Source organism: Methylobacterium sp. CM6247 (genome assembly GCF_054817925.1).
This window is the reverse complement of the sequence record NZ_JBTXKX010000003.1, coordinates 5147889-5172973: the sequence shown is the minus strand read 5'-3', so window position 1 is coordinate 5172973 and position 25085 is coordinate 5147889. Positions and strand designations below refer to the sequence as shown.

At 67.2% G+C, this 25085-nt stretch carries 19 protein-coding genes and 1 pseudogene; 12 read left to right on the top strand and 8 right to left on the bottom strand.

Translation table 11 applies throughout. The annotated features are described in order from the left end of the window. Position 1 precedes the first annotated feature (1 nt). The 3 genes from ACYQOP_RS25545 to ACYQOP_RS25535 all read left to right on the top strand — a co-directional run bounded on the left by ACYQOP_RS25545 (position 2) and on the right by ACYQOP_RS25535 (position 6222). Positions 2-916, top strand: a complete 915-nt coding sequence (locus ACYQOP_RS25545; protein WP_461224895.1) for a DUF58 domain-containing protein — start codon at positions 2-4, stop codon at positions 914-916. Between the two features lie 10 nt (positions 917-926). Then, entirely contained in the window at positions 927-3752 is a 2826-nt protein-coding gene (locus ACYQOP_RS25540; RefSeq protein ID WP_461224893.1) for a DUF4159 domain-containing protein, read from the top strand. A gap of 385 nt (positions 3753-4137) precedes the next feature. Further along, entirely contained in the window at positions 4138-6222 is a 2085-nt protein-coding gene (locus tag ACYQOP_RS25535) for a hypothetical protein (RefSeq protein WP_461224891.1), read from the top strand. Between the two features lie 164 nt (positions 6223-6386). Here the strand turns inward: ACYQOP_RS25535 and ACYQOP_RS25530 are convergent, their stop codons facing one another. From ACYQOP_RS25530 to ACYQOP_RS25505, 6 genes and pseudogenes are all read right to left on the bottom strand, one after another. After that, a complete protein-coding gene (locus tag ACYQOP_RS25530) occupies positions 6387-6917 on the bottom strand; it encodes a GNAT family N-acetyltransferase (protein ID WP_461224889.1) in 531 nt (176 codons plus the stop codon). Then, a complete protein-coding gene (locus ACYQOP_RS25525) occupies positions 6914-8020 on the bottom strand; it encodes a microcin C ABC transporter permease YejB (RefSeq protein ID WP_207412419.1) in 1107 nt (368 codons plus the stop codon). Before ACYQOP_RS25525 ends, ACYQOP_RS25530 begins: the two co-directional genes overlap by 4 nt. A 9-nt stretch (positions 8021-8029) precedes the next feature. Next, positions 8030-9892 carry an extracellular solute-binding protein gene (locus ACYQOP_RS25520; protein ID WP_461224887.1) on the bottom strand — a complete coding sequence of 621 codons (1863 nt, stop codon included), beginning with the start codon at positions 9890-9892 and terminating at the stop codon, positions 8030-8032. After that, a complete protein-coding gene (locus tag ACYQOP_RS25515; RefSeq protein ID WP_461225486.1) occupies positions 9889-11712 on the bottom strand; it encodes an extracellular solute-binding protein in 1824 nt (607 codons plus the stop codon). The genes ACYQOP_RS25520 and ACYQOP_RS25515 overlap by 4 nt, the downstream gene beginning before the upstream one ends. Before the next feature lie 208 nt (positions 11713-11920). Next, complete coding sequence (locus ACYQOP_RS25510) at positions 11921-13186, bottom strand: alpha-hydroxy acid oxidase (RefSeq protein WP_056429766.1); 1266 nt, start codon at positions 13184-13186, stop codon at positions 11921-11923. Between the two features lie 431 nt (positions 13187-13617). Then, a pseudogene (locus ACYQOP_RS25505) lies at positions 13618-14229 on the bottom strand (c-type cytochrome); the annotation flags it as partial. Positions 14230-14469: 240 nt separating this feature from the next. Between ACYQOP_RS25505 and ACYQOP_RS25500 the strand changes: the two are divergent. Further along, the gene (locus ACYQOP_RS25500; protein ID WP_461224885.1) at positions 14470-15213 is read left to right on the top strand and encodes a 3-deoxy-manno-octulosonate cytidylyltransferase; all 744 of its coding nucleotides are present in this window, start codon (positions 14470-14472) and stop codon (positions 15211-15213) included. Between the two features lie 20 nt (positions 15214-15233). After that, the gene (locus ACYQOP_RS25495) at positions 15234-16136 is read left to right on the top strand and encodes a prephenate dehydratase (protein ID WP_207412424.1); all 903 of its coding nucleotides are present in this window, start codon (positions 15234-15236) and stop codon (positions 16134-16136) included. Between the two features lie 15 nt (positions 16137-16151). On the opposite strand, the gene ACYQOP_RS25490 is transcribed toward ACYQOP_RS25495, so the two are convergent. Beyond that, positions 16152-16877: a fused DSP-PTPase phosphatase/NAD kinase-like protein gene (locus tag ACYQOP_RS25490; RefSeq protein WP_461224883.1), complete on the bottom strand. Its 726-nt coding sequence runs from the start codon at positions 16875-16877 to the stop codon at positions 16152-16154. Between the two features lie 205 nt (positions 16878-17082). On the opposite strand from ACYQOP_RS25490, the gene ACYQOP_RS25485 reads away from it, so the two are divergent. From ACYQOP_RS25485 to ppa, 3 genes are all read left to right on the top strand, one after another. After that, on the top strand, positions 17083-17589 hold the full coding sequence (locus ACYQOP_RS25485) for a GNAT family N-acetyltransferase (RefSeq protein WP_461224881.1): 507 nt from the start codon (positions 17083-17085) through the stop codon (positions 17587-17589). A 141-nt stretch (positions 17590-17730) separates the two neighbouring features. Further along, positions 17731-18072, top strand: a complete 342-nt coding sequence (locus ACYQOP_RS25480) for a hypothetical protein (RefSeq protein WP_461224879.1) — start codon at positions 17731-17733, stop codon at positions 18070-18072. Positions 18073-18274: 202 nt separating this feature from the next. Beyond that, positions 18275-18811 carry an inorganic diphosphatase gene (gene ppa / locus ACYQOP_RS25475; protein ID WP_018044679.1) on the top strand — a complete coding sequence of 179 codons (537 nt, stop codon included), beginning with the start codon at positions 18275-18277 and terminating at the stop codon, positions 18809-18811. 218 nt (positions 18812-19029) lie between these two features. Here ppa and ACYQOP_RS25470 read toward each other — a convergent pair whose 3' ends face one another. Beyond that, positions 19030-20301, bottom strand: coding sequence for an FAD-dependent monooxygenase (locus ACYQOP_RS25470; protein ID WP_461225484.1), 1272 nt, complete (start codon positions 20299-20301; stop codon positions 19030-19032). Positions 20302-20584: 283 nt separating this feature from the next. On the opposite strand from ACYQOP_RS25470, the gene tesB reads away from it, so the two are divergent. From tesB to ACYQOP_RS25450, 4 genes are all read left to right on the top strand, one after another. Further along, positions 20585-21454 (top strand): acyl-CoA thioesterase II, encoded by an 870-nt coding sequence (gene tesB / locus ACYQOP_RS25465; protein WP_461224877.1) that lies wholly within the window; start codon positions 20585-20587, stop codon positions 21452-21454. Positions 21455-21737: 283 nt separating this feature from the next. Continuing rightward, positions 21738-22076, top strand: a complete 339-nt coding sequence (locus ACYQOP_RS25460; protein WP_018044676.1) for a P-II family nitrogen regulator — start codon at positions 21738-21740, stop codon at positions 22074-22076. Between the two features lie 88 nt (positions 22077-22164). Further along, positions 22165-23670 (top strand): ammonium transporter, encoded by a 1506-nt coding sequence (locus ACYQOP_RS25455; RefSeq protein WP_056429781.1) that lies wholly within the window; start codon positions 22165-22167, stop codon positions 23668-23670. A 296-nt stretch (positions 23671-23966) separates the two neighbouring features. Further along, a complete protein-coding gene (locus ACYQOP_RS25450; protein ID WP_244478085.1) occupies positions 23967-24923 on the top strand; it encodes a TorF family putative porin in 957 nt (318 codons plus the stop codon). The last annotated feature ends 162 nt before the right edge of the window (positions 24924-25085 follow it).

The following is a 25085-nucleotide window of genomic DNA, read 5'->3' as shown; positions in this document are numbered from 1 at the left end:
GATGATCGCGACCCGGGTTCTCGACGCGGCCCAGCGCGCTCCTGGGCGACACGAGACCGAAGGCGCGCTCTCTCTCGCCGAGCGGATGCCGCGTTTGATCCTTGAATCGCGCCGTGTCTCCTCGACGCTCGCGCATGGCCTGCATGGCAGACGCCGGGCGGGGCAGGGGGAAAGCTTCTGGCAGTTCAGACCCTTCGTGGCTGGCGAAGCGGCGGCGCGGGTGGATTGGCGCCGCTCCGCCCGCGACGACCGGCTCTACGTGCGCGAGCGCGAATGGGAGGCGACCCACAATATCTGGTTCTGGATCGACCGATCCGCCTCCATGGGATTCTCGTCGAGCCTCGGTCAGGGCCCGAAGGTCGAGCGCGCCCTCGTGCTCGGCCTCGCCGTCGCCGATGCCCTGGTCAAGGGGGGTGAGCGGGCGGGGCTCCTCGGTCTCACCAGAGCCACGGCCTCCCGCCGGATCGTCGAGACGATGGCGCAGGCTCTGGTGGCTGACAAAGCCGGCCTTGTGCAGGATATGCCGCCGCGCGCCACGCCGGGCCGCTTCGACGAGGCGATCCTAATCAGCGATTTTCTCTCGCCTCTGGAACAGGTTAGAGAGTCTGTGGGTTCGCTGGCGGGCTCCGGCACGAGAGGCCATCTCGTCATGGTGGTCGACCCGGTGGAGGAGACCTTTCCCTTCGCCGGGCAGGCCGTGCTGCACGATCCTGAGACCAAGATGAGCCTCGATATCGGTGACGCGGCGTCGTGGGGGGCGGCCTATCGCACCCGCATCGCCGCGCATCGGGAGGGTCTCGCCGAGATCGCCCGAGCACAGGGCTGGACCCTGACGATCCATCGCACCGACCGGCCGGCAAGTGAGGCGGCCCTGCGTCTTCTCACGCAGGTCGCCGCCGCGCGCGGGACGGGGTGAGGAGCAGCACATGTTCGGATTGCCCCTGACCTTCGCCGCGCCGCTGGCGCTCGCGGCGCTTATCGCATTGCCGGCATTGTGGTATTTGCTCCGGGTGACGCCGCCGCGGCCGCAGCGGATCGAGTTTCCGCCCTTGCGGATCATGGCCGACCTCATGGCCAAGCGCGAGACTCCGGCGCGGACCCCGCCCTGGCTGCTGATCCTCCGGATGATTGCCGCCGCCTGCCTGATCCTCGCCGTGTCGGGGCCGGTCTGGAACCCATCGGGCACCGGCGCGACTTCGGGCCGGACGCCGCTTATCGTCATGATCGATAACGGGTTTTCCGCCGCACATGATTGGCGCGAGCGCATGCGGGCCGCCACTGACGAAATCGAGGCGGCCTCGCGGGACGGTCGCCCTGTGGCCCTGATCGCCCTGGCCGACGCCCCGGCGGCTATCGAGGCGAAGACGCCCGCCGCCGCTCTGGACCGGCTCCGGGCCGTCGCGCCGCGCTCGCATCTACCGCAACGCGACGTCCATTTGACCGCCATCGGAGCCTTCCTCGACCGCCATCCGGCGGTCGCTGTGGTCTGGATCACCGATGGCGTTGCGGGTGCCGCATCCGACGCATTCGGTAAGGGTTTGTCCGACGCGCTGAACAAGGCCGGCTCCCGTCTCACCATCCTGCGCGCGGACCGTCCACCGGCTCTGGCCCTCGCCGCGGCCGAGAGCGGCGGCAAGCTGACCGCCCGAGTGCTGCGCGCTTCGGCCAATGGCCGCGATGCCGGCGTGGTCCGTGCCCTGGACCAGAAGGGCCTGCCGCTGGCCGAGCACGATTTCCGCTTCCCCGATGGGGCCGCCGAAACCGAGGTCCAGTTCGAGCTTCCGGTGGAGCTCCGCAACGGCATCAGCCGGCTCGAGATCGCCGCCGAGCGCTCGGCCGGCGCGGTGACGCTGATGGACGAGCGCGGCAAGCGCCGCCGCGTCGGGTTGGTCTTCGGCGGCACCAACGATCAGGCCCAACCACTCCTGGCCCCGACCTACTATCTCTCCCGCGCCCTGACGCCCTTCGCGGATGTCCAGGAAGCACGCGGGGCCAAGGGGGTGGCCGAATCCGTCGGGCAACTCCTCGACAATCAGGTCTCGGTCCTGGTGCTAGCCGATGTGGGCGCCCTCGACGAGGCGACCATGCGCCGGGTGGCGAGTTTCGTGGACGAGGGCGGCCTGCTGCTGCGCTTCGCCGGGCCGCGTTTGGCTGCCGGCAACGACACCCTGGTGCCCGTGCGCCTGCGCCGGGGTGGCAGGACCCTGGGCGGTACCCTGTCCTGGGACAGCCCCAAGACGCTCGCGACCTTTGCCCCGGAGAGTCCGTTTGCCGGGCTGGTCCCCCCGGCGGATATCGGGGTGCGTCGCCAGATCCTGGCGGAGCCGGATGGCGACCTGCCGGGCCGCACCTGGGCGTCTCTGCAGGACGGCACGCCCATCGTCACCGCCGAGAAGCGCGGCAAGGGGCAAATCGTTCTGTTCCACGTCACCGCCGATACGACCTGGTCGAACCTGCCGCTCTCCGGCCTGTTCATCGACATGCTGCGCCGCGTGGTCGCCCTGTCGGGCAGCGCTGCGCCGAACGGAGGGGAGGGGTCGACCCGGCCCGCCGCCGCCGTCCTGGCGCCTCGCCTGACCCTCGACGGTTTCGGGGCACTCGGCAGCCCGCCCGCCGGCGCCACGGCAGTGCCGGACGATTACGGCGAGCGCGCCAGCCTCGAACACCCGGCCGGATTCTATGGCCCGGCCGACGGCGGCGTCGCCGTGAACGCGCTCAGGCCCGACGACCGTCTGAAACCCCTCGACCTGTCGGCCTTCACCGACGCACGCACCGGTTCGCTCACCGGCGGAGACACCCTCGACTTGCGCGCCACGCTGTTTACCCTGGCGCTGATGCTCCTGATCCTCGACACCCTCGCCGGCCTCTGGCTCGGCGGCCTCTTCAACCGGTCGCGCGGGGGGCTGTTCGGACGCTTCGCCGGACGGGCGGCGGCTGTGCTCATCGTGGCCGGCATCGGCGTCGCCGGCCTGTCGAGCGGCACCCATGCGCAGGAGGGTGCGCGGCCGAACACGTTCGACTCGGCCCTCGCCACTCGTCTGGCCTACGTCGTCACCGGCGACGAGGCGACGGATACGGCCAGCCGCGCCGGGCTCAACGGCCTGACGCAGATGCTGGCCAGCCGGACCGCCCTGGAGCCGGGCGACCCGATCGGCATCGATCCGGGCAAGGACGAGCTCGCATTCTATCCGATCATCTACTGGCCCATCGTCGCCAGCCGTCCGCAGCCGAGCGAAGCCGCGATCCGCCGGATAGACGCCTTCATGCGCAATGGCGGGACGGTCCTGTTCGACACCCGCGACGCGCTCACCGCACGGCCGGGCGGCCCTCCGACACCGGAGGGGGCCTACCTGCGCAAGATGCTCTCCACGCTGGAAGTCCCGGAACTGGAGCCGGTTCCGGCGGACCATGTGCTCACCAAGGCCTTCTACCTCGTGGACAATTTTCCCGGCCGCTACGCCACCGGTCAGACGTGGGTCGAGACCCTGCCGCCCGCCGGAGACGGGGCCGAACGCCGCCCCGCGCGGGCCGGCGACGGCGTCTCCCCCATCGTCATCACGGGCAACGACCTGGCTTCCGCCTGGGCGGTGGGCAAGCGCGGCGAGGCGCTCTACCCCATTGTCGGCGGCGACCAGCGCCAGCGCGAGATGTCGTTTCGCGGCGGCATCAACCTCGTGATCTACACGCTGACCGGCAACTACAAGGCGGATCAGGTCCACGTCCCGGCCCTGCTGGAGCGGTTGGGACAGTGATGAGCTTTCAGACTGCGTATCGGGACGGGCTCGTCCCTCCCCCCTTTGCGGGGGAGGGTGGTCGCGGAGTGACCGAGAGAGGGGGCAACCTCTCCGGACAGCGCGCTCCCCTCTCCCGTCCCGCTCCCACAGAGCTACGGCATTCACGAGTGTTTCGGGATGCGCGGCTCTCCTCCCCCTTGTGGGGAGGAGTTGGAGGTGGGGGTGGTTGGGCGACCCTCAGAGTTCAGAGGCAAGCGGCACCACCCCCACTCCTAACCTCTCCCCACAAGGGGGAGAGGGACGCGGCCTGCCTGCAAGGTCAGATGCGTGAATTCGGTCTCCTGCTAAGGGTGCCGGCGGCAACGCCGTGCCAGTTCATCACAACGACCGAGGCCGCTAGCCCATGCTGAGCCTCAGCTTCACCCCCCTCATTCCCTGGCCGGTCATTGCCGGGTTCGGCGTTCTGGTGGCCATCTTCGTCGTTCTCGCCTTCGTGGCGCGGGGGCGAACGGCGATCCTGCGGGCGCTGGCCCTCGGGCTCGTGCTGCTGGCCATCGCCAACCCGTCGCTGGTGCGCGAGGACCGCGAGCCGGTGAAGGACATCGCGGCCATCGTCGTCGACCGGTCGGGGTCGCAAAGTCTCGGTGACCGTCCGGCTATGACCGATACGGTCCGGGCCGAGTTGCAGAGGCGCTTCGGATCGCTCAGCAACATCGAGCCCCGCTTCATCGATGTGCCGGACGCCAAGGACGGCGATGACGGCACCAAGCTGTTCACGGCCCTGTCCCAGGGGCTTGCCGACGTTCCGCCGGATCGGCTCGCCGGGGTGGTGATGCTGACGGACGGCGTGGTCCACGACATCCCGGCCAATGTCGCGGCGCTCGGCATCAAGGCGCCCCTCCATGTCCTCGTCACCGGCCATCCCGACGAGCGCGACCGGCAGATCAAGCTGATCGAGGCGCCGCGCTTCGGCATCGTCGGGCGCGATCTCACCATCCGCGCCGAGGTGATGGAGCGGGGCGGCACCGGCAACGCCACCGTCACCGTGCGCCGCGACGGCGAGGAGATCGGACGCCGCACCTTCCCCACCGGCCAGCCCTTCTCGCTGACCACCAAGATCGAGCATGGCGGCCCCAACGTCGTGGAGATCGAGGTCGAGCCGCTGCCAGGCGAGTTGACCACGATCAACAACCGCGCGGTCCTGCCCATCGAGGGCATCCGCGAGAAGCTGCGCGTGCTCCTCGTCTCGGGCGAGCCGCACCAGGGTGAGCGGACCTGGCGCAACCTGCTGAAGTCGGACGCGAACGTCGATCTCGTCCACTTCACTATCCTGCGGCCCCCGGAGAAGCAGGATGGCACGCCGATCTCCGAACTGTCGCTCATCGCCTTCCCGACGCGCGAGTTGTTCGTCCAGAAGATCAAGGATTTCGACCTCATCATTTTCGACCGCTATGCCAACCAGAGCGTGCTGCCCTCGGCCTATTTCGACAACATCGTCCGCTATGTCCGCGATGGCGGCGCGCTGCTCATCGCGGCAGGGCCGGAATTCGCCTCCTCGGCGAGCCTCGCCCGTACCCGGCTCTCCCAGATCCTGCCGGGCGAGCCCAATGGTCGGGTGGTGGAGCAGCCCTACAAGGCGGCGCTGACGGGCACCGGCACCCGCCACCCCGTCACCCGTGCCCTGCCGGGCTCGGAGGCCTCTCCTCCGGCCTGGGGTGACTGGCTGCGCATCGTCTCGGCCCAAACCAAGCCCGGCATCCAGCCGATCCTGCAGGGGCCGAACGCCCTGCCGCTTCTCGCTCTGTCGCGGGAGGACAAGGGCCGTGTCGCCCTGCTCCTGTCCGACCATGCCTGGCTCTGGGCGCGGGGATACCAGGAGGGCGGCCCCTATCTCGACCTGCTGCGCCGCCTCGGCCATTGGCTGATGAAGGAGCCGGCCCTCGAAGAGGAGGCCTTGCGGGCGCAGACGACGGGGCATGGCCGCGAAGTCCGCGTCGAGCGCCAGACCATGGCCGAGACCACCGACCCCGTCACCGTGAAGGGACCGACCGGACCGGAGCGGACGCTGACCCTCACGGCCGGGGAGCCCGGCCTGTTCAGCACGACCTTCGAGGCCACGGAGCTCGGGCTGCACACCCTACGCTCCGGCTCGCTCATCGCCTTCGTCAGCGTCGGCCCGCCTAACCCGCGCGAACTCACCGACGTGTTCAGCGATACCGAGCGTCTGAAGGCCCTGGCCGAGGGAACCGGCGGCTCGATCCGCCGCCTCGCCGATGCGGGCGGGACCACCGTGGTGCCGCGCCTTCAGGCCGTGCGCAGCGGGCGTCTGGCCGGCGCCGATTGGATCGGCTTCCGCCCCAGCGACAGCGCTGTCATCCGCGGCGTCGAGGTCTATCCACTGGCGCTCGGTCTGTGGGCGCTGGTGGCTTTGGCCGGTGCGGTGCTGGCGATGTGGCTGGTGGAGGGCCGGCGCGGGCGGGCGGCGTAGAGGTTGTCGGCCCTCCCCCCTCTGCGGGGGAGGGTGGTCGCGGAGCGACCGGGAGAGGGGGCGACCTCTCCGATGATGGCGCTCCCCTCATCCGACTTGGCTGCGGGCCACCTTCTCCCGCAGAGGGGAGAAGGAGTGGCGTGCGTCTCACCCTCTGGGGAGGGTCAGCCTCGCGTCTCGCCGCCCAAGATTGCGAGCGAACGAACGGGCCTGACGGGCCCCGATACCGTCTCCAAGGCGCCGGGACGGAGTTCGAGCCAGAGGAAGCGCGCGGGGTCCACCGGTCCCGGCGGCAGCAGGCGGCCCGGCGGGACGGGCGCGAAGCCGAAGCGGCGGTAATAGGGCGCGTCTCCCACCAGAATGACGAGCCCGTGGCCGCCGTCCCGCGCGGCGTCGAGGCTCGCTTGCATCAACGATCCGCCGATGCCGCGCTTACCGAAACTCGGATCCACCGTGAGCGGCCCCAGCACCAAAAGCGGCCCTCCCGCCTCCGCCGGAGCGACACGGACCGAGCCGACGAGATACGTGCCGACGAGCGCGGTGAAGCAGAGATCCGCCATGGGCAGGGCGCCTTCGCGCAGGCGATAGGCGGTGCGGGCGAAACGTCCCGGCCCGAAGGCGCGGGCGTGGAGGCGTTCGATGGAATCGGCGTCGCCCGGCCGCTCGGACCGGATGACGAGGGGCAGGCTGGTCATGTCGCCCGCGCCGAGAAATCGATGCGCGGATCGATCCAGGTGTAGATCAGGTCGGAGAGCAGGTTCACCGCCAAGCCCATCAGCGAGAAGATGTAGAGCGTGGCGAAGACGATCGGGTAATCGCGCCCGACGATGGCGGTGAAGGACAGGAGGCCGAGCCCGTCGAGGGAGAAGATCGTCTCGATGAGCAGGGAGCCGGCGAAAAAAGCCGAGATGAAGGCGCCGGGAAAGCCCGCGACCACGATCAGCATGGCGTTGCGGAACACGTGGCCATAGAGCACCCGCCGCTCGGTGAGCCCCTTCATCCTGGCCGTCATCACGTATTGCTTGCGAATCTCGTCGAGGAACGAGTTTTTGGTAAGGAGCGTCGAGGTGGCGAAGGCGCCGAGCACCAGGGCGGTGAGCGGCAGCGTCATGTGCCAGGCGTAATCGACGATCTTGCCCCAGAGGGTAAAGTTCTCCCAGCCCTCGCTGGTGAGGCCGCGGATCGGGAAGACCTGCAGGAACGAGCCGCCGGCGAACAGGATGATGAGGGCGATGCCGAACAGGAAGCTCGGGATGGCGTAGCCGACGATGACGATACTGGAGGTCCACAGGTCGAAGCGCGAGCCGTCCTTCACCGCCTTGCGGATGCCCAGCGGAATCGAGATCGCGTAGGACAGGAGCGTCATCCACAGGCCGAGGGAGATCGAGACCGGCAGGCGCTCGCGGATCAGCTGCAGCACCGAGACATCGCGAAAATAGCTCTTGCCGAAATCGAAGGTGGCGTAGTCCCACAGCATCTTGGCGAAGCGCTCGGGTGCCGGCTTGTCGAAGCCGAATTGCTGTTCGAGCTTCTTGATGAAGGCCGGGTCGAGCCCCTGCGCGCCGCGATAGCGCGAACTCGCCTCCGAGCCGCCGCCGGCCGAGCGCCCGCCGCCGCCGAGATCGCCGGCCCCGCCGGTGACGCGGGACAGGCTGCCCTCGCTCTGGCCCTGCAGCTGCGCCAGCACGCGCTCCACCGGCCCGCCGGGGGCGAATTGCACGATGACGAAGGTGATGAGCATGATCCCGAAGATCGTCGGGACCATGAGGGCGATGCGGCGCAGGATGTAGGCGAGCACGTCTGGTCCTCAATTCCTGCCGATTCGCCGGGCCTTGTCGGCATCGTGCCACCAGATCGCCGGGGCGCCGAGATCGTAGGCCGGTCCGGGCGATGGGTGGCCGTAGACGTCCCAGAGGGCAAGGCGGTGATCGGCCTTGTACCACATCGGAATCCAGTAGCGGCCCGAGCGCAGCACCCGGTCGAGGGCGCGGGCGGCAACGGTGAGATCGGCGCGGGTGGACGCATCGAGCACCCGGCCGATCAGGGCGTCCACGGTGGCGTTGGAGATCCCGGCGAGGTTGTCGGAGCCCGGCGTCGCGGCGCTGGCCGAGCCGTAGACCTGCCTCAGTTCCGGCCCGGGCGTTGGGCCGTTGCTATAGCGGCGCGAGGTGATGTCGAAGTCGAAATCCTTCAGGCGGGACTGATACTGGGAGGTGTCCACCCGCCGGATGGTGGCCTTGATCCCGATCAGGCCGAGATTGCGGATGAAGGATTGGGTGTGCGGCTCGAGGGCCGGATCGGCGTCGAGGAACTCGATCTCCAGGGGCTTGCCTCCCGGCAGCGCGATGGTGCCGCCCTCCCGCGTGCAGCCCGCCTCGCGCAGGAGCGCCACGGCGCGGCTGAGGAGCGCCCGGTCCTGGCCGGAGCCGTCCGACTGGGCCGGCTGCCAGGCTTCGCCGAAGACCTCGTCCGGCAGGCCGGCGCGCATGGGGTCGAGCAGCGCGAGCTCCTCGGCCGAGGGTTTCCCGGTGGCCTTGAGGTCTGAATTCTCGAAGAACGAGGCCGTACGGATATAGGCGCCGAACATCAGGTTCTTGTTCGCCCAGGGGAAGTCGAAACACAGGCCGATCGCCTCGCGGACCCGGCGATCCTTGAAGGCCTCGCGGCGGGTATTGATCCACCAGCCCTGCGTGCCGGAGGGGCGCGCATCGGGCACGACCTCCTTGCGGACACGACCCTCGCGGAAGGCGGGGAAATCGTAGCCCGTCGCCCAGACGCGGGCGGTGAACTCCTCGCGGAAGGTGAAGATGCCGCTCTTGAACGCCTCGAACGCCACCTGACGATCGCGGAAATACTCGTAGCGGATCTGCTCGAAATTGTTCTGGCCGATCATCACCGGCAGGTCGGCGGCCCAGTAATCGGCCACCCGCTCCAGCTCGATGAAGCGGCCGGCTTCCAGGCGTCCCACCTTGTAGGGGCCGGACCCCATCGGCGGCTCCAGGGTGGAGGCTTCGAAGTCGCGGCCGGCATAATAGGCCTTCGAGAAGATCGGCAGCGTCGCGACGAAGAGCGGCAGATCGCGGCTGCGGCCCTTCTCGAAACGCACGACCACCGTTTCGTCACCCTCCGGCACGGCGTCGGCCATGTCCCGGATCACCTGGGAGATCTCGGGGTGGCCCTTCTCCTTCAGTAGATTCAGGGAGAAGGCGACATCGGCGGCGGTGAGGCGCGTGCCATCGTGGAACCGCGCCTGGGGGCGAAGGGTGAAGCGGTAGGTGAGGCCGTCCTCGCTCGCCTCCACGCTGCGGGCGACGAGGCCGTAGAGCGAATCGGGCTCGTCCAACGCCCGCACCATCAGCGAATCGAAGGTTAGGTTCATGCCGGCGGCGCCGTCGCCGCGCAGGACGTAGATGTTGAGGGTGTTGAACGTGTCGCCGGCCTGGTTGCCGAGGGTGGAGGAGAGCTGCGCCGAGAACCGGCCGCCGCGCGGGGCCGCCGGGTTCACATAGGCGAAATGCGTGAAGTCGGCCGGGTATTTCAGTTCCCCGAAACTCGACATGCCGTGACTCGCCCCAGTGGGGGCGGCCCCCGCCGGCTTCGTCAGGGCGGTGGCGATGCCGAGGGCGCCGGCCCCGGCGACGAAGTCCCGGCGGGTCGGCGCGAACTTCACCGCGGCGCCCCGGTCTTGGCGGCCAGCGCCTCGTCGTACCACCACGTGGTCGGGAAGCCGGACGAGCCATAGAGCGGGAGGGTGGCCGGGTGCCCAAACCGGTTCCAGCGCAGGGTCCGCGACACGTTCGAGGCCCATTGCGGCACGACGAAGTTGTGGGCGAGGAGCACCCGGTCGAGGGCATGGGTGGCGGCAAGCACGCCCGGGCGGTCCTTGGCGAAGATCACACGCTCGATCAGCGTATCGATGGCCGGGTCCTTGATGCCGATCAGGTTGCGCGATCCCTGCTTGTCGGCCGCGGCCGAGCCCCAATATTCGCGCTGCTCGTTACCGGGCGAAAGCGACTGGCCCCAGGAACTCGTGGTCACGTCGAAGTCGAAGCCGCGCAGTCGGTTCTGGTACTGCGCCTGGTCGATGACGCGGAGCGAGGTCTGGATGCCGATGAGCTTCAACTGAGCCGAGAAGGGCAGGATCACCCGCTCGAACACGCTCTGGAACTCCAGGAACTCGACCGTGAGCGGCTCACCGGTCTTCACGTTGGTCATGCGCCCGTCGCGAAGCTCGTAGCCGGCCTCCTTGAGGAGGCGTACGGCCTCGCGGAGGTTGGCGCGCACGGCATCGGGCGTGCCGTTGACCGGGTTCGCGTAGGGGGTCGTGAAGACGGTGGCCGGGACCTTGTCCTTGACCGCCTCGAGGATCGCCAGTTCCTCACCCTGGGGAAGACCCGACGAAGCGAGTTCCGAGCCGAAGTAGTAGGAGTCGATCCGCTTGTAGAGGCCGTAGAACAGCGAGCGGTTCATCTCCTCGAAATTCATGGCGAGGTTGAAGGCGCGCCTCACCCGCTCGTCGGCGAATTTCGCCTTGCGGGTGTTGAAGACGAAGGCCTGCATGGTGCCGTTCCCGCGATCGGGGAACTCCTCCTTGATGAGGCGTCCCTCTTTCACGGCGGGGAAATCGTCATAGGCCGTGGCCCAGTTGCGGGCGACGTTCTCGGCCCGGAAATCGAACAGATCGCCCTTCAGCGCCTCGATCAGCACGGTGGAATCGCGAAAATACTCGTTGCGCATCGTGCCGAAATTGTTGCGTCCGGCATTCACCGGCAGGTCGGCGCCCCAGTAATCGGCCACGCGCTCATAGGTGGCGCTGCGGCCGGGCTCGAATTTGGCGAGGCGATAGGGGCCGGAGCCCAGCGGCATCTCGAGGGTGGTCTGGGTGACGTCGCGCTGGCGCCCTTCCGCGTCCTTGCCCGTCCACCAGTGCTTGGGCAGAACGCGGAGCTGGCCGAGCACCTGCGGTAATTCGCGGTTGCCCTTCTCGGCGAAGGTGAAGGTGACTTCGCGCGGGCCGGTGACTTCGCCCTTCGCCACCGTCTGGTAATAGGCGGCGTAGAACGGGCTGTTGGCCTTCAGGGTCTCGTAGGACCAGACCACATCCTCGGGTGTGATCGGCTTGCCGTCGTGCCAGCGGGCATTCTCGCGCAGGCGGTAGGTCACGGAGGAGAGGTCGTCGGCGAGTTTCGCCCCCTCGGCCAGCAGGCCGTAGGAGGTGAAGGGCTCATCGAGCGATTCCGTCATGAGGGTATCGTAGATCTGGCCGATCCCGCTCTCGAGATCGCCCTTCAGGCCGGAGACGACGAGGTTGAAATTGTCGAACCCGCCCTGTGCCCCGAGGCGGACGAGGCCGCCCTTGGGGGCCTTCGGGTCCGCGTAATCGAAATGCTTGAAATCGGCCGGGTATTTCGGCTCGCCCATCAGCGTGAGGGCATGGGCCCACCCGCTTTCCTGCGTGGCGGCGCGCGCACTCTCCGCGAAGCTCGCCACGGCGAGGGAGACTGCCAGGGTAGCGGCGAGTAGGCGTCCGATCAGGGCTGTTCGCTTCACGAGGCGGCTGTCTCCCGAATTCCATGGCCGAAGCCGTAGAGGGCTCAGGCGGCATGTCCTTCTAGGACGCCGGGGCGGGGCACGCCAAGCGGGCAGATCTCCGGCGCGTCGGTTGAACGCGCCGGAGGGCAGAGGGTCCGAACGAACGTCAGACGATCTGAACGCTCTTGGGCGTGATCTCGGCGATCTTGGTGGCGCCGACCTGGCGCATGATCGTCTCGAACTCGCGCTGCATCAGGGTGAGCACCATCTCGACGCCCGGCTGGCCGAAGGCGGCGAGGCCCCAGATGTAGGGACGACCGACGCAGACGGCGGTGGCGCCGAGCGCCAGGGCCTTGAGCACGTCGGTGCCGCGGCGGAACCCGCCATCGATGAGGACCGGCACCTTGCCGTTCACGGCGGCGACCACCTCGGGCAGGGCGCCGATGGTCGATTGCAGGCTCTCCTCGGCGCGGCCGCCGTGGTTGGAGACGATGATCGCGTCGACGCCGTGGGTGAGTGCGATCTTGGCATCTTCCTGGGTCATGATGCCCTTGAGGACGAGCTTGCCCTTCACGATGCCGCGCAGGCGCTTTACATAATCCCAGGTCATGCCTGTGCCGTAGAGGTTGGTGACCTTCGACACGTCGATCTCGTCGAACATCGGCTTGCGGCTGACTTCGTTCTTGAAGCCGGGCGTGTGGCAATCGGTACAGGTGCGGGTGTCGGCGCGGCGCTCGCGGAACAGCGTCTCGGTGTTGCGACCGCCCTGGCGGTCAACGGTGAGCACGATGGCCGGCGCGCCGGCCGCCTCGGCCCGTTTCACCAGCTTCTCGGTCACAGCCCAATCGTCGGTCGGGTAGAGCATGTACCAGACGGGCGCGCCGCGCTCCTTGATGACATCTTCGATCGAGGTGCTGCCCACCGTGGACAGGATCATCTGGTGACCCTTGACCTTGCAGGCGCGGGCGGCGGCGGACTCCGCCTCGGGGTGGAACGCGCCTACGCTACTGACGGGTGCCAGGGCGATGGGGCTCGCCCAGGTTTCTCCGAAGATCTTCACGGTCGTGTCGATCTTGCGAACGTCGATCAGGCGACGGGCACGGACGTGGATCCTGTCGAAATCGTCGCGGTTGGCCTTCAGCGTCTTGTCGGCGTCGACGCCGCTGGCGAGGTAGCCGTAATGCGCCGGCGGCAATTCCTTCTTCGCCACGGGCTCGAAATCGAACACGTTCAGGGCCTGCGCCGGGGAGGCGATGAGATCACCGTTCATCACGGGGGCGGCGCGGAGCACGTCGTAGCTCTGGGCCACGGCTTCGGTGGTTCCGAAAGCGGCGATGCCGGCCAGGGCGCGGGCAGCGCTCGGTGCGAAAAGCGGGCTGGTCGAGAAATACGTCAGCAGCTTGCGACGGTGGATCGATGCATGCTCGCTCATAACACTCTGCCCTTCAAATCCGTTCGACCTATGCGCCGTTTCCACGGCCCAGATTACGGGGCTTTCCTGCATCATTTTTATTGTGCAATGCAATAACTGATATAATTCTAACTCAATGTGGTGGTGTCCCACTCCCCCGTCTTACCGGGAAATCCTTCCACAAAGTCGACAGTGAGACTGTTTTTCGACTCACAGCGCAGGATTATCGTGCTTAATTTGCTGTCATCACGATCATGCGATCCGCACCGCCTCAGTCACCGGGTGAGCCGGCTTTCACATTATTTTGCTGCAGTGCGGGATGCTGTCGGCCCGGGTGATTCCCTCGTTGGAAACGCGGCACACGACCTGGAACGCAAAAGGCCGGGACAAGCCCGGCCTTTCCGATCGTTCATCAATGTGGGAACTTCCCCCGGTCGCGTAGCCTACTGCGCGGGCTTCTCTTCCGGCGCTTTCTGATCGGCAGGCTTGTCGCCAGCCGGGCTGTCTGCAACCGCGGCCTTCTCCACGGCGGGGAGCGGAGCCGGCGTATCGGCGAGCGAGCGCAGGTAAGCGATCACATCGGCGCGCTCCTGCGGAGCCTGGATCCCGGCGAAGGCCATCTTGGTGCCGGGCACGTAGGTCTTCGGATTGGCGAGGAAGTGGTCGAGCTCGTCGTAGGTCCAGGTGCCGCCCTTTTCCTTCAAGGCGGCGGAATATTCGAACCCGCCTTCATGGGCGCGCTGTCGATCCACCACGCCCCAGAGATGCGGGCCGACCTTGTTGGGGCCGCCCTTCTCGAAACTGTGGCAGGCGGCGCACTTCTTGGCGGCGCCGGTGCCTTTCTCGACGCTGGCGCTGGCGAGGCGAACCGGAAGCGGCTCGACCTTGGCAGCGGCGGCCGCACCACCGCCCGCCGCCTCGGGCTGAGGCTCGGGGAGGGCGTAGCCCGCGCTGCCGGCGGGCTTGGGAGAATAGATCAACTCGGCGACAAACCCGGAGCCCATTGCGAGAAGAAGAGTGCCGAGTACGGCGCCCGCGACCTTGTTCAGCTCGAAAGAGTCCATTCTCGACAACTCCGGGGGCGTCCGCCGGTTGCGGCGGCATGCGAGGCCCGGTGAGCGGATGCCCCGGACTCTGGAAATGTTCGAGGGTGAATAGCGGTACTCGACCGATCTTGACAATGCCGGAGTCACGGGCCGCGTAGTCGCAGAGGCGAAGCTGTCACCCGTGCGACGCCCGGGCGACGATGACAACCCGCATCGCCCCTGCTAATCCGCCCCCTCGCTGGAGAGATCCGCCGGTCGATGTCAGATCCCCTCGTCCTGATCCCCGCCCGCATGGCGGCCACGCGGCTGCCCGACAAGCCCATGGCCGACATCGCCGGCGAGCCGATGATCGTGCATGTCTGGCGCCGGGCCGTGGAGGCCGGCATCGGCCCCGTGGTGGTGGCGACCGATGCCGTCGAGATCGTCGATGCCATCGAGCGGGTCGGAGGCCTCGCGACCCTCACCCGGGCCGATCATCCCTCCGGATCGGACCGGCTGGCCGAGGCCCTCGAGATCATCGATCCGCAGGGCAACCACGACGTCATCGTCAACGTGCAGGGCGACCTGCCGACGATCGACCCGGCGGCCATCGTCGCCGCGATCCTGCCACTCGCGGATCGGGCTGTGGATATCGCCACCCTCTGCGCCCTCATCATCCGCGACGAGGAGCGGCAGGATCCCAACGTGGTGAAACTCGTGGGCCACCATGTGACGCCGACCCGCCTGCGCGCCCTCTACTTCACCAGGGCGCAGGCCCCCTGGGGGGAGGGGCCGCTGTTCCACCATATCGGCCTCTACGCCTATCGCCGCCGTGCGCTCACCCGCTTCATGGCCCTGCCGCCCGGGGAGCTCGAGACCCGCGAGAAGCTGGAGCAGCTGCGGGCGCTGGAGGCGGGCATGCGCATCGACGCCACCATCGTCGACGACCTGCCGCTGGGCGTCGACACCCCCGCCGACCTCGAGCGCGCGCGGGCCGTGCTCAAGGCCCGGCGCCTCAACTGACGAACCGAGTCATCACCTCAATGTCCCAGACGACCGAGCCCCGCACGTCCGAATCCCGCACGTCCGAATCCCGTAAGACGATCTCCTACCAGGGTGAGCCCGGCGCCAACTCGCACATCATCTGCGCCCAGGCCTATCCGGACTGGACCCCGCTGCCCTGCGCCTCGTTCGAGGAAGCCTTCGCGGCGGTGAATGACGGCCGCGCGGCGCTGGCCATGATCCCGATCGAGAACTCCATCGCCGGCCGTGTCGCCGACATCCATCATCTCATCCCCACATCCGGCCTGCACATCGTGGCCGAGCATTTCCTGCCGATCCATTTCCAGTTGATGGCGCTTCCCGGCACGCCGATCGAGGCGATCAAAACGGTGCACAGCCATGTCCACGCCCTCGGCCAGTGCCGCAAGATCATCCGGCGGCTGGGGCTGAAGGCCATCGTGGCCGGCGACACGGCGGGCGCGGCGCGCGAAGTCGCCGAGGCCGGGGATCCCAGTCGCGGCGCGCTGGCGCCGGCCATGGCGGCAGGCGTCTACGGGCTCGATATCCTCGCCCGTGACGTGGAGGACGAGAGCCACAACACCACGCGCTTCGTGGTGTTCTCGCCCGAGGCTGTGGAGGTGCCGGCCAATACCGGACCGACGGTGACGAGCTTCATCTTCCGCGTCCGCAACATCCCGGCGGCGCTCTACAAGGCGCTCGGGGGCTTTGCCACCAACGGCGTCAACATGTCGAAGCTCGAGAGCTACATGGTCGAAGGCCAGTTCTCGGCGACGCAGTTCTATGCGGAGGTCGACGGCCATCCGGAGGATCCGGGCCTCGCGCGCGCGCTGGACGAACTCGCCTATTTCTCGCGCGAATTGCGCATCATCGGCACCTACCCGGCCCATCCGTTCCGCGAGACGACGCGGCTGGCGGCGGAATAGGCGCGGGCGGCGGACCTATTCGCGCTTGATCACCCGGTCGACCACGAGGTCGGACCAGAAGCCGGGGCGGAAATCGCGCTTCAAGGCCTCGGGGTCGTAGACCGTCTCGACCCAGGTCAGGAAATCCAGACCCTTCGCCTCGCCGTCGCGCAGGTAGAGGTCGAAGAAAGCGTCGAGAATCCCGGTCTTCGCGAAGCGGAAATGGCCGTACCGGGCCGAGAGCTGCTGCATCGCCTCCGAGACCGGCACGCCTTCGTGCAGGATCAGGAACAGGGCCGCGCCGAGGCCGGCCCGGTCCGCTCCCGACTTGCAATGCATCACGGCCGGATACTGGACGCCGTCGAAAAACGCCTTCGCGGCGAGGATCGTCTCCTTCGACGGCGCTTCGCGGGAGCGCAGCACGAATTCCACGAGGTTCAGCCCCTGCTGGGCGCAGGCCTCGCGCTGGAGTGGCCAGGAGCCGTGCTCGCGGCCGCCACGCAGGGAGATCACCGTGCGCACGCCCTGCCGCCGGAACCAGGCGAGCTGGTGGGGCGTCGGCTGGGCCGAGCGCCAGATCTTGCCGGTCCCGATCTTATGACGGTTCAGATAGGCGAGACGGAACACGCCGTGGTCGACGAGCAGCATGTTGGCCCAGGCCCGCACGCGTGCGCTCCGACCGGAGATCGGCTGCTCGAAGCGGGCGATCCGCGCCATGCGCCGGGCATAGCGGATCTCGGGCTTGATGAATCTGTTGAACACGGGTGGCTGCTGGAACCGGTCGGGAGGACAGTGCTGCGGCTCTAACAGCCGGTAGAGGATCGGGCAAACGCGTGTCGCGGAAGGGCGCCATCGGGCATCGATATTCCCGGCCACGAGAATTCGGCATCCGGCTTGCCTTCATCATGCCCGTATCGTGGATTTCGATGCGACGTCGTTCCCGTTTCCACCGAGCGTAGGGACAGTCATGAAGACGAGCACCACCAGCATCCGCCGCGCCCGTTCGGGAGATGCCGACCGGCTGAGCGACGTCTTCGACGAAACCTGGCGGGAGGCCTATCGCGGCATCATCCCCGGCATTTCGCTGGAGCGGATGATCTCCCAGCGCTCGTCGCAATGGTGGGTCGGCGCGGCCCAGCGCAACCGCCCCCTGGTCGTGGTCGAGATCGGCGACGAGATCGTCGGATACGCCATCTACGGGCAGGCGAGGGGGAGCGCGCTCAAGGCAGCGGGAGAGATCGACGAGCTCTACATCCTGCCGGCCTATCAGGGCCTGGGGCTTGGCCGCCGCCTGTTCCGCGCGATCCGCAACGACCTGATCGACCACGGCCTGACACGGATCGGAGTCTGGACGCTGACGGGAAACGAGCGCGCCTGCGCGTTCTACGCCGGTCTCGGCGGCAAGAGGGTGGCCGAGGCCGTCGACCGCATGGCCGGTGCCGTCCTCGACAAGGTGGCCTACCGCTTCGAATGACCTCCGGCCGCCGGACCGTTCTGTAATCCGCCGTCACGGAACCCTGAGCACGGCATGGATCGTTGATCCTGCGCTGAAGCCGGACCGCTCCCACATGTCGGGGGCCGGCCCGGACTTCCCTGCGCCGGAACAAGGACCACAATGACCACCAGCCAGCAGGACGTGTCGCGCCGTGATTGCACGGCGCAGGATTGGGACGACCGCGTCACCCGCCTTACTGAGAAGCTGCCCGACACGCTGCGCAAGGCCATCGAGTGGCTTCGCGAACCCCATCGCCGCTGGATCAGGATCGGGGCGGCGCTGCTGTTCATCCTCGGCGGAATCTTCTCCATCCTGCCCGTGCTCGGGCTTTGGATGCTGCCGGTGGGACTGGCTCTCCTCAGCCAGGACATCCCGGCCTTGAAGATCCCGCTGGAACGGTCCGCCCGTTGGTGCGAGGGCGTCTGGCAGCGCTGGTTCGGCTCGCGCAAGAACAAGCCCTGATCGACGACATCGACGTCGTGCCGATCGACCGGAAGCGGGCTCGATGGACGCTTCACCGGGCGGGCATCGCTGCACCCTGAGGTAACGATTCGGGGCAAAAGCCCCGCGCAACGGGCGAAGGCCGATTTCTTTTAACCGGGAAGGGATTTAAGAGACGCGTCAAACAGCGCCCCAGGTTGCTGCAGGTTAGAGAGAGGACCCCATGATCATCGATTCCATCTCGATCGGTAAGAATCCGCCGGACGACGTCAACGTCATTATCGAGGTTCCGATCGGCGGCGATCCGATCAAGTACGAGATGGACAAGGAATCCGGTGCTCTGGTGGTCGACCGGTTTCTCTACACCGCGATGCATTACCCGGGGAATTACGGCTTCATCCCGCACACGCTCTCGGGTGACGGCGATCCGTGCGACGTTCTCGTGGCCAATACGCGCGCCATCGCTCCCGGCGCGGTCATCAGCGTTCGGCCGGTGGGCGTCCTCGTGATGGAGGACAACGCCGGCGAGGACGAGAAGATCATCGCCGTGCCGTCCCGCCACCTGACGATGCGCTACGACCGGATCGAGAACTACACCGACCTGCCGGACATCACGATCCAGCAGATCCAGCACTTCTTCGAGCATTACAAGGATCTGGAACCCGGCAAGTGGGTCAAGATCAAGCGCTGGGGCGACAAGGCCGAGGCCCAGCGCCTCATCAACGAGGGTATCGAGCGCGCCAAGGCCGAGAAGGCCTGAGAGCCTTTTTGGATCGGATCTCTCAGCGGCGGCCGATGCCAAAGGCGATCATCCAAGCCGACTACCTCATCCTGAGGCGCCCTTTGCTTCAGCAAAGGGCCTCGAAGGAGCTTCCAGTCATCGCGCGATCCCTGGAGGGCTCCTTCGAGGCCGCTATGCGGCGCCTCAGGATGAAGTAAAGCCTTGGAAAGAGAACCCAAAGGGGCGGCGAAATCGCCTCACAAAGCCTCACCCCGCATCAGCCGGGGCGAGGCAGCCCGCGAGGCCGAGGCCTCGCCGATGAACATCGATTTCAGGCCGGGGAGCCTGTCGACGAGGCCGAGCCCGAGATCGCGCACGAGGCGAACCGGCAGGACGTCGTTCGAGAACAACCGGTTCAACCCATCCGTGGCCGCCGCCATGGCGAAAGTGTCGAAGCGCCGGCTGCGCTCGTAGCGCTGCAGCACATCCTTCGCCCCCGGATCGAGGCCGAGACGCAGGGCCTCCGTGATCTCTTCCGCAAGGGAGGCGGCATCCGCGAGGCCGAGATTCAATCCCTGCCCGGCGATGGGGTGGATCACGTGGGCCGCGTCGCCGAGCAAGGCGAGTCGCTCGCCCCGGAAGCTCCGCGCCATGCCGAGGGACAGCGGGTGGGCACTCGGCCCGTCCTCGAGGACGAGACGACCGAGATTGAGCCCGAAGCGCCGTTCGATTTCCGCAAGCGTTTCCTCCCGGCTGCCGCCGATCAGCACCTCCACATCCGAGGTCCGCTCGGTCCAGACGATGGAGGAGCGATGACCCAGCGCGCCGCCATCCACCAGCGGCAGGATGGCGAAGGGGCCGCTCGGCAGAAAATGTTCGAAGGCGCGGCCACCATGCGGACGCTCATGCCCGATCGTCGCGACGATGCCCATCTGCGGATAGGAGCGTCCGACCCAACCGATCCCCGCGGCCTCGCGCAATCTCGAACGCGATCCATCGGCGGCCACCAGCAGGGAGGCGACGGCCCCGCGCCCGTCGGACAGGGCGACGGCGATGCCGGCACCCCGCGCCTGTGCATGGCGGATGCCGACCGGTTCCAGGACAACGCCGCAGGCTCTCGATGCCGAGAGCAGGGATTCCACCAGGAACTCCGCTTCGACCATGTGCGCGAAGGGCTCGCCGGCCTCCGCTCCGTCATCGGCGCCATGTCCGCCAAAGGTGAGAAAGATGGGCCGGACCGGGTCCGTCAGCCGACTGTCGCTGATCGCCATGTCGAGGATCGGTTCGGCCGCATGAGCGATGTCGTCCCAGACCCCCAGCCTCGTCAGCATGCGCCGGCCGCCAGCCGCCACCGCGAAGGCACGCCCCCGATGGCGTAAAGCCGCACGATCCAGCCCCGGATCGAAGACGGCCACATCCAACGATTCGCCATGGGCCTGGCGCAGAGCCAGCGCCAGGCTGAGGCCGGGAATACCGCCGCCCGCGACGATCACCTTGCGAGGTGCGCGACCGTCCATCGATCCGCCCATGCTCTTCACCTCGTCCCCCTCCGCGCCGGCTGCGATCCGACGGGCCTGCACTGGCACCGCGTCTCATCCGAGGCAACGTTTCTTGCCCGAGGCCATGCGCTTTGCCGGAGCCAACGCGCGAAGGCGAGGCTTGGTGCATTGGCGAGGCTCGATACGTGGGCGAGACGTCCGATGCGTGGCTTTCACCCGCGCGCCTTGCATTCCGTGCCCGGTGTGGCGATGCCAATGCCCAATAATACGCGTTGCACGACACCCTCGGTGTCACTGTCCTGCAAAGGCCCGCATGACCGGATCCGTCGACGAACTCCTCGCCTGCCTCGACCTTGAACCGCTCGCTGACGACCTGTTCCGTGGTCAAAGCATCCAGACCGGTTGGTTCCGCGTCTTCGGCGGCCAGGTGCTCGGGCAGGCCCTGGTGGCCGCGTCGCGCACCGTGGAGGCCAGTCGCCCGGCGCATTCCCTCCACGCCTATTTCATCCTCGGAGGCGATCCCGCCGCCCCGATCGATTACGCGGTGGAGCGGATTCGCGATGGGCGCAGCTTCGCCACGCGGCGGGTCGTGGCCCACCAGCATGGCCGTGCGATCTTCACCCTCTCGGCCTCGTTCCACATCGAGGAGGACGGTGCTTTCCATCAGGCCGTCATGCCGGATGTTCCGGCCCCCGAGGCGCTGCTCGACGCCCCCGCTCTCGCCGCGGCGGCGGGGCCGGCGATCCCCGCGACCATGCGCGCCTATCTCGGACGGGCCACCCCGATCGAGTTGAGGCCGGTGGAGGTCGACCGCTACCTGTCGCGCGATCCGCGCGAGCCTCGGTTCCACGTCTGGATGCGGGCGCGAGAGCGGCTGCCGGACGAGCCGGCGCTACACAGGGCCGTACTCGCCTATGCTTCCGACCTGATGCTCCTCGACGCCACCCTGATTCCCCACGGCAAGACAGTGTTCGACGCGTCGATCCAATCCGCCAGCCTGGATCACGCGCTCTGGTTCCACCGATCGTTCCGCGCCGATGAATGGCTGCTCTATGTCCATGACAGCCCGTCCGCCTCCGGCGCGCGCGGTTTCGCCAGAGGATCGCTCTTCACTCGACGTGGCGAGCTGGTGGCGTCGGTCGCTCAGGAAGGCCTGATACGCCCGACCGGCGATGGATCCTGAACCTCTGCAACCTTTGCTTTACTGGCTGCCACTCTGCTCACGATATCGTCTGAATGAGTATTCTTTAGGCGATTGACGCAGAAATTTCGCCCGATCCCGCGTCAGTGATCGGTCACTTTGTGTGCAGATGGCAAAATCGGGAAAAGTTCCCTTTGGCATAATCCTTGAATGATGGGCGCCGATCGCTTGGCCATTCTGGCTGGTGCGAAAATGCCGGATCGCCGGGCCGCGACGTAGATCGCGCCGGTGACCGGGGGCATCCAGAACAAAGGGGGCGCCGCCCATGAAGATCGTGATGGCTATCATCAAGCCGTTCAAGCTCGAGGAGGTCAGGGATGCGCTGACCGGGATCGGCGTGCACGGCCTCACGGTGACCGAGGTCAAGGGTTACGGCCGCCAGAAGGGCCATACCGAGATTTATCGCGGCGCCGAATACGCGGTGAGCTTCCTGCCGAAGCTGAAGATCGAGGTCGCCGTCGCGTCAGACCTTACCAGCAGCGTCATCGACGCCATCGCCGCCGCCGCCCGCACCGGCCAGATCGGCGACGGTAAGATCTTCGTCGTGCCGCTCGAGAAGGCCGTCCGCATCCGCACGGGCGAGACCGACGTCGACGCGCTCTGATCCAGAGGCCCGGCTGGACGACGCTCCGGCCTGCCTTCCCCTGCTTTCCCCACATCACCATCGCACCGCGACCGGGAGTTCCGTTTCCATGAAACTTCGCAATGCCCTTGCGCTCGGGATGGGAGGCGCCGCGCTGGCCCTCCTGTTCGTCGAGCCATCCCTCGCACAGTCGCCGACGCCAGAAGTCGTCTCGGCCCCGGCTGCCGCCGCACCCGTTCCGAACAAGGGCGACACCGCCTGGGTGATGATCTCGGCGGTCCTGGTGCTGCTGATGACGGTGCCCGGCCTGGCGCTGTTCTACGGCGGCCTCGTGCGTACCAAGAACATGCTCTCGATCCTGACGCAGGTCTTCGCCATCGCGGCGGTCGTCAGCCTTCTGTGGGTCGCCTTTGGCTACAGCATGGCCTTCACCAATGGCGGCGGCCTCAACGATTTCGTCGGCGGCTTCTCCAAGGTCTTCCTGAAGGGGGTCGATCCGTCCACCACCGTGGCGACCTTCTCCAACGGCGTCGTGATCCCCGAATACGTCTACATCTGCTTCCAGATGACGTTCGCGATGATCACGCCCGGCCTCATCGTCGGCGCCTTTGCCGAGCGGATGAAGTTCTCCGCCCTGCTCGTGTTCTCCATCCTGTGGGTCACGCTGATCTACTTCCCGATGGCTCACATGGTCTGGTACTGGGGTGGTCCGGACGTCGTCGGCGATGCGGCCAAGGCCCTGGCGGCCGCGACCGACGATGCCTCGAAGGCGACCGCTCAGGCTGCCCTGGACGCCGTCAACGCCGATGCCGGAATGCTCTTCAAGTGGGGCGCCCTCGACTTCGCCGGCGGCACCGTCGTGCACATCAATGCGGGCATCGCCGGCTTCGTCGGCTGCCTGATGCTCGGCAAGCGTATCGGCTACGGCCGTGACCTGCTCGCCCCGCATTCGCTGACCATGACCACGATCGGCGCTTCGCTGCTCTGGGTCGGCTGGTTCGGCTTCAACGTCGGTTCCAACCTCGAAGCCAACGGCTCGGCCGGTCTGGCCATGATCAACACCTTCGTCGCCACCGCCGCCGCGGCCGTCTCCTGGCTGTTCGTGGAGTGGATGCTGAAGGGCAAGCCCTCGCTCCTGGGCATGCTCTCGGGCGCCATTGCCGGCCTCGTCGCCGTCACGCCCGCTGCCGGCTTCGCCGGCCCGATGGGATCGATCGTCCTCGGCTTCGTCGCCGGCGGCGCCTGCTTCATCATGTGCTCCACCGTCAAGAACGCCCTCGGCTACGACGATTCGCTCGACGTCTTCGGCGTCCACTGCATCGGCGGCATCCTCGGCGCCCTGGCCACCGGTATCCTGGTGAGCCCGGACCTCGGCGGCGTCGGCATCCCCGACTACACCAGCAAGCCCGGCGAACTGGTCGTGGGCGCCTACGATATGGCGGCCCAGCTCCTCGCCCAAGGTAAGGCCGTCGGCTTCACCATCCTGTGGTCCGCCATCGGCTCCGCCATCCTGTACAAGCTCGTCGACCTGACCATCGGTCTGCGCGTGACCCAGGACGAAGAGCGCGAAGGCCTCGACATCGCCGATCACGGCGAGCGCGCCTACAACTACTGATCCTGCTCTAGCGCGATCTCACCGCACCGAGAGGCCCCGGTCGCCATGCGACCGGGGCCTTTTTCATGGCTGTGAAGACCCGCGAAGAGGCATCGACCGCCCCGCGGTATACGGGCAGGGCCGGCTCACCCCGCCGGACTGGGGCGAGAATGTGATGCAAATGCAACATCCCGATGGCAAGTCCCGCGAGAAGCCGTATTTGCCTATTTGCTGGGCAATTGCATCAAAGTTAGTTTTGCGAAGATCGGCGGGATTGGGCAACTTGGCTCTCACAGAATAACTGGGGCTGAACTCTAATGACACTGAAGCTGACTTCACTGGGGACTGCCGCTTCCCTCGCCGCGTTCCTGAGCGTTGGCAGCGTCAACGCCGCCGACCTTGCCGCTCCGAAGGTCATGCCGGTCGAGGCGAAGGTCGCCGACCCGCTGATCGGCTTCTCGTTCGGCTCGCGCTACCAGACGGACTACAACTTCCGCGGTGTGTCGCAGTCGAACCGCCAGGGCAGCTACCAGTCCTTCTTCGAGGCCCAGTATTTCGGCGGCTTCGCCTATACCGGCCTCGCCACCTACCAGACCCGCCTGCCCACGCAGCCGGACATGGAGTTCGATCTCGCCGCCGGTATCCGTCCGACCTTCGACAAGTTCACCCTCGATCTCGGCGTGCTCTACTACTTCTACCCGAACGAGAAGCGCCTGCTCGGCCCCGGCGGCGCGTTCCTGACCACCGCCAACACCGACTTCATGGAATATGCCGCCAAGGGCACCTGGGCAGCGTCGGATGCGCTGACCCTCGGCCTCAACGTGTTCTTCTCGCCGAACTTCCTCGGCCAGCACGCCAACGGCACCTACACCTCGGGTACCGCCGCCTACACCCTGCCGGCGAACTGGTTCTCGTTCCTTCCCGAGGCCTATTCGGGCGGCTTCTCGCTCTCGTCCGAGCTCGGCTACTACTTCCTGACCGCCGCCAAGACCTCGGCCACCGGCCAGACCGCGTTCAACCTGCCGAGCTACCTCTACGGCAACGTCGGCCTGTCCTACACCTACAAGAACATCGTCCTCGATGTTCGCTACCACAACACCAACCTGAGCAAGACCGACTGCTTCAACTTCACCGGCGACTACCGCGGCTTCAACAACGGCGGAACCTCCAAGTGGTGTGGCGATGCCGTCATCGGCTCGATCACCTTCCAGACGTCGACTGCAGCTCCTGGCATCTATGCCGAGCCGGGCGGCCTCCTGAACCTCTTCCGCTAAGCCCCAAGCTCAGCGACGGACAAAGAAGGCCCCGGAGCGATCCGGGGCCTTTCTTCGTTGGCGGCGCGGATGAATTCCGACAAGGTGCGTCGTGACAGTGAATGAAAGCACGGACATCTGTACGCACCGCGCTAACGATCTCTAAGCCTTAAACAGCCGTTA

Coding starts and splice junctions, on each gene's coding strand:
- ACYQOP_RS25545 (WP_461224895.1), top strand. CDS start 2: ATGATCGCGACCCGGGTTCTCGACGCGGCCCAGCGCGCTCCTGGGCGA.
- ACYQOP_RS25540 (WP_461224893.1), top strand. CDS start 927: ATGTTCGGATTGCCCCTGACCTTCGCCGCGCCGCTGGCGCTCGCGGCG.
- ACYQOP_RS25535 (WP_461224891.1), top strand. CDS start 4,138: ATGCTGAGCCTCAGCTTCACCCCCCTCATTCCCTGGCCGGTCATTGCC.
- ACYQOP_RS25530 (WP_461224889.1), bottom strand. CDS start 6,917: ATGACCAGCCTGCCCCTCGTCATCCGGTCCGAGCGGCCGGGCGACGCC.
- ACYQOP_RS25510 (WP_056429766.1), bottom strand. CDS start 13,186: ATGAGCGAGCATGCATCGATCCACCGTCGCAAGCTGCTGACGTATTTC.
- ACYQOP_RS25500 (WP_461224885.1), top strand. CDS start 14,470: ATGTCAGATCCCCTCGTCCTGATCCCCGCCCGCATGGCGGCCACGCGG.
- ACYQOP_RS25495 (WP_207412424.1), top strand. CDS start 15,234: ATGTCCCAGACGACCGAGCCCCGCACGTCCGAATCCCGCACGTCCGAA.
- ACYQOP_RS25485 (WP_461224881.1), top strand. CDS start 17,083: ATGAAGACGAGCACCACCAGCATCCGCCGCGCCCGTTCGGGAGATGCC.
- ACYQOP_RS25480 (WP_461224879.1), top strand. CDS start 17,731: ATGACCACCAGCCAGCAGGACGTGTCGCGCCGTGATTGCACGGCGCAG.
- ppa (WP_018044679.1), top strand. CDS start 18,275: ATGATCATCGATTCCATCTCGATCGGTAAGAATCCGCCGGACGACGTC.
- ACYQOP_RS25470 (WP_461225484.1), bottom strand. CDS start 20,301: ATGGGCGGATCGATGGACGGTCGCGCACCTCGCAAGGTGATCGTCGCG.
- tesB (WP_461224877.1), top strand. CDS start 20,585: ATGACCGGATCCGTCGACGAACTCCTCGCCTGCCTCGACCTTGAACCG.
- ACYQOP_RS25460 (WP_018044676.1), top strand. CDS start 21,738: ATGAAGATCGTGATGGCTATCATCAAGCCGTTCAAGCTCGAGGAGGTC.
- ACYQOP_RS25455 (WP_056429781.1), top strand. CDS start 22,165: ATGAAACTTCGCAATGCCCTTGCGCTCGGGATGGGAGGCGCCGCGCTG.
- ACYQOP_RS25450 (WP_244478085.1), top strand. CDS start 23,967: ATGACACTGAAGCTGACTTCACTGGGGACTGCCGCTTCCCTCGCCGCG.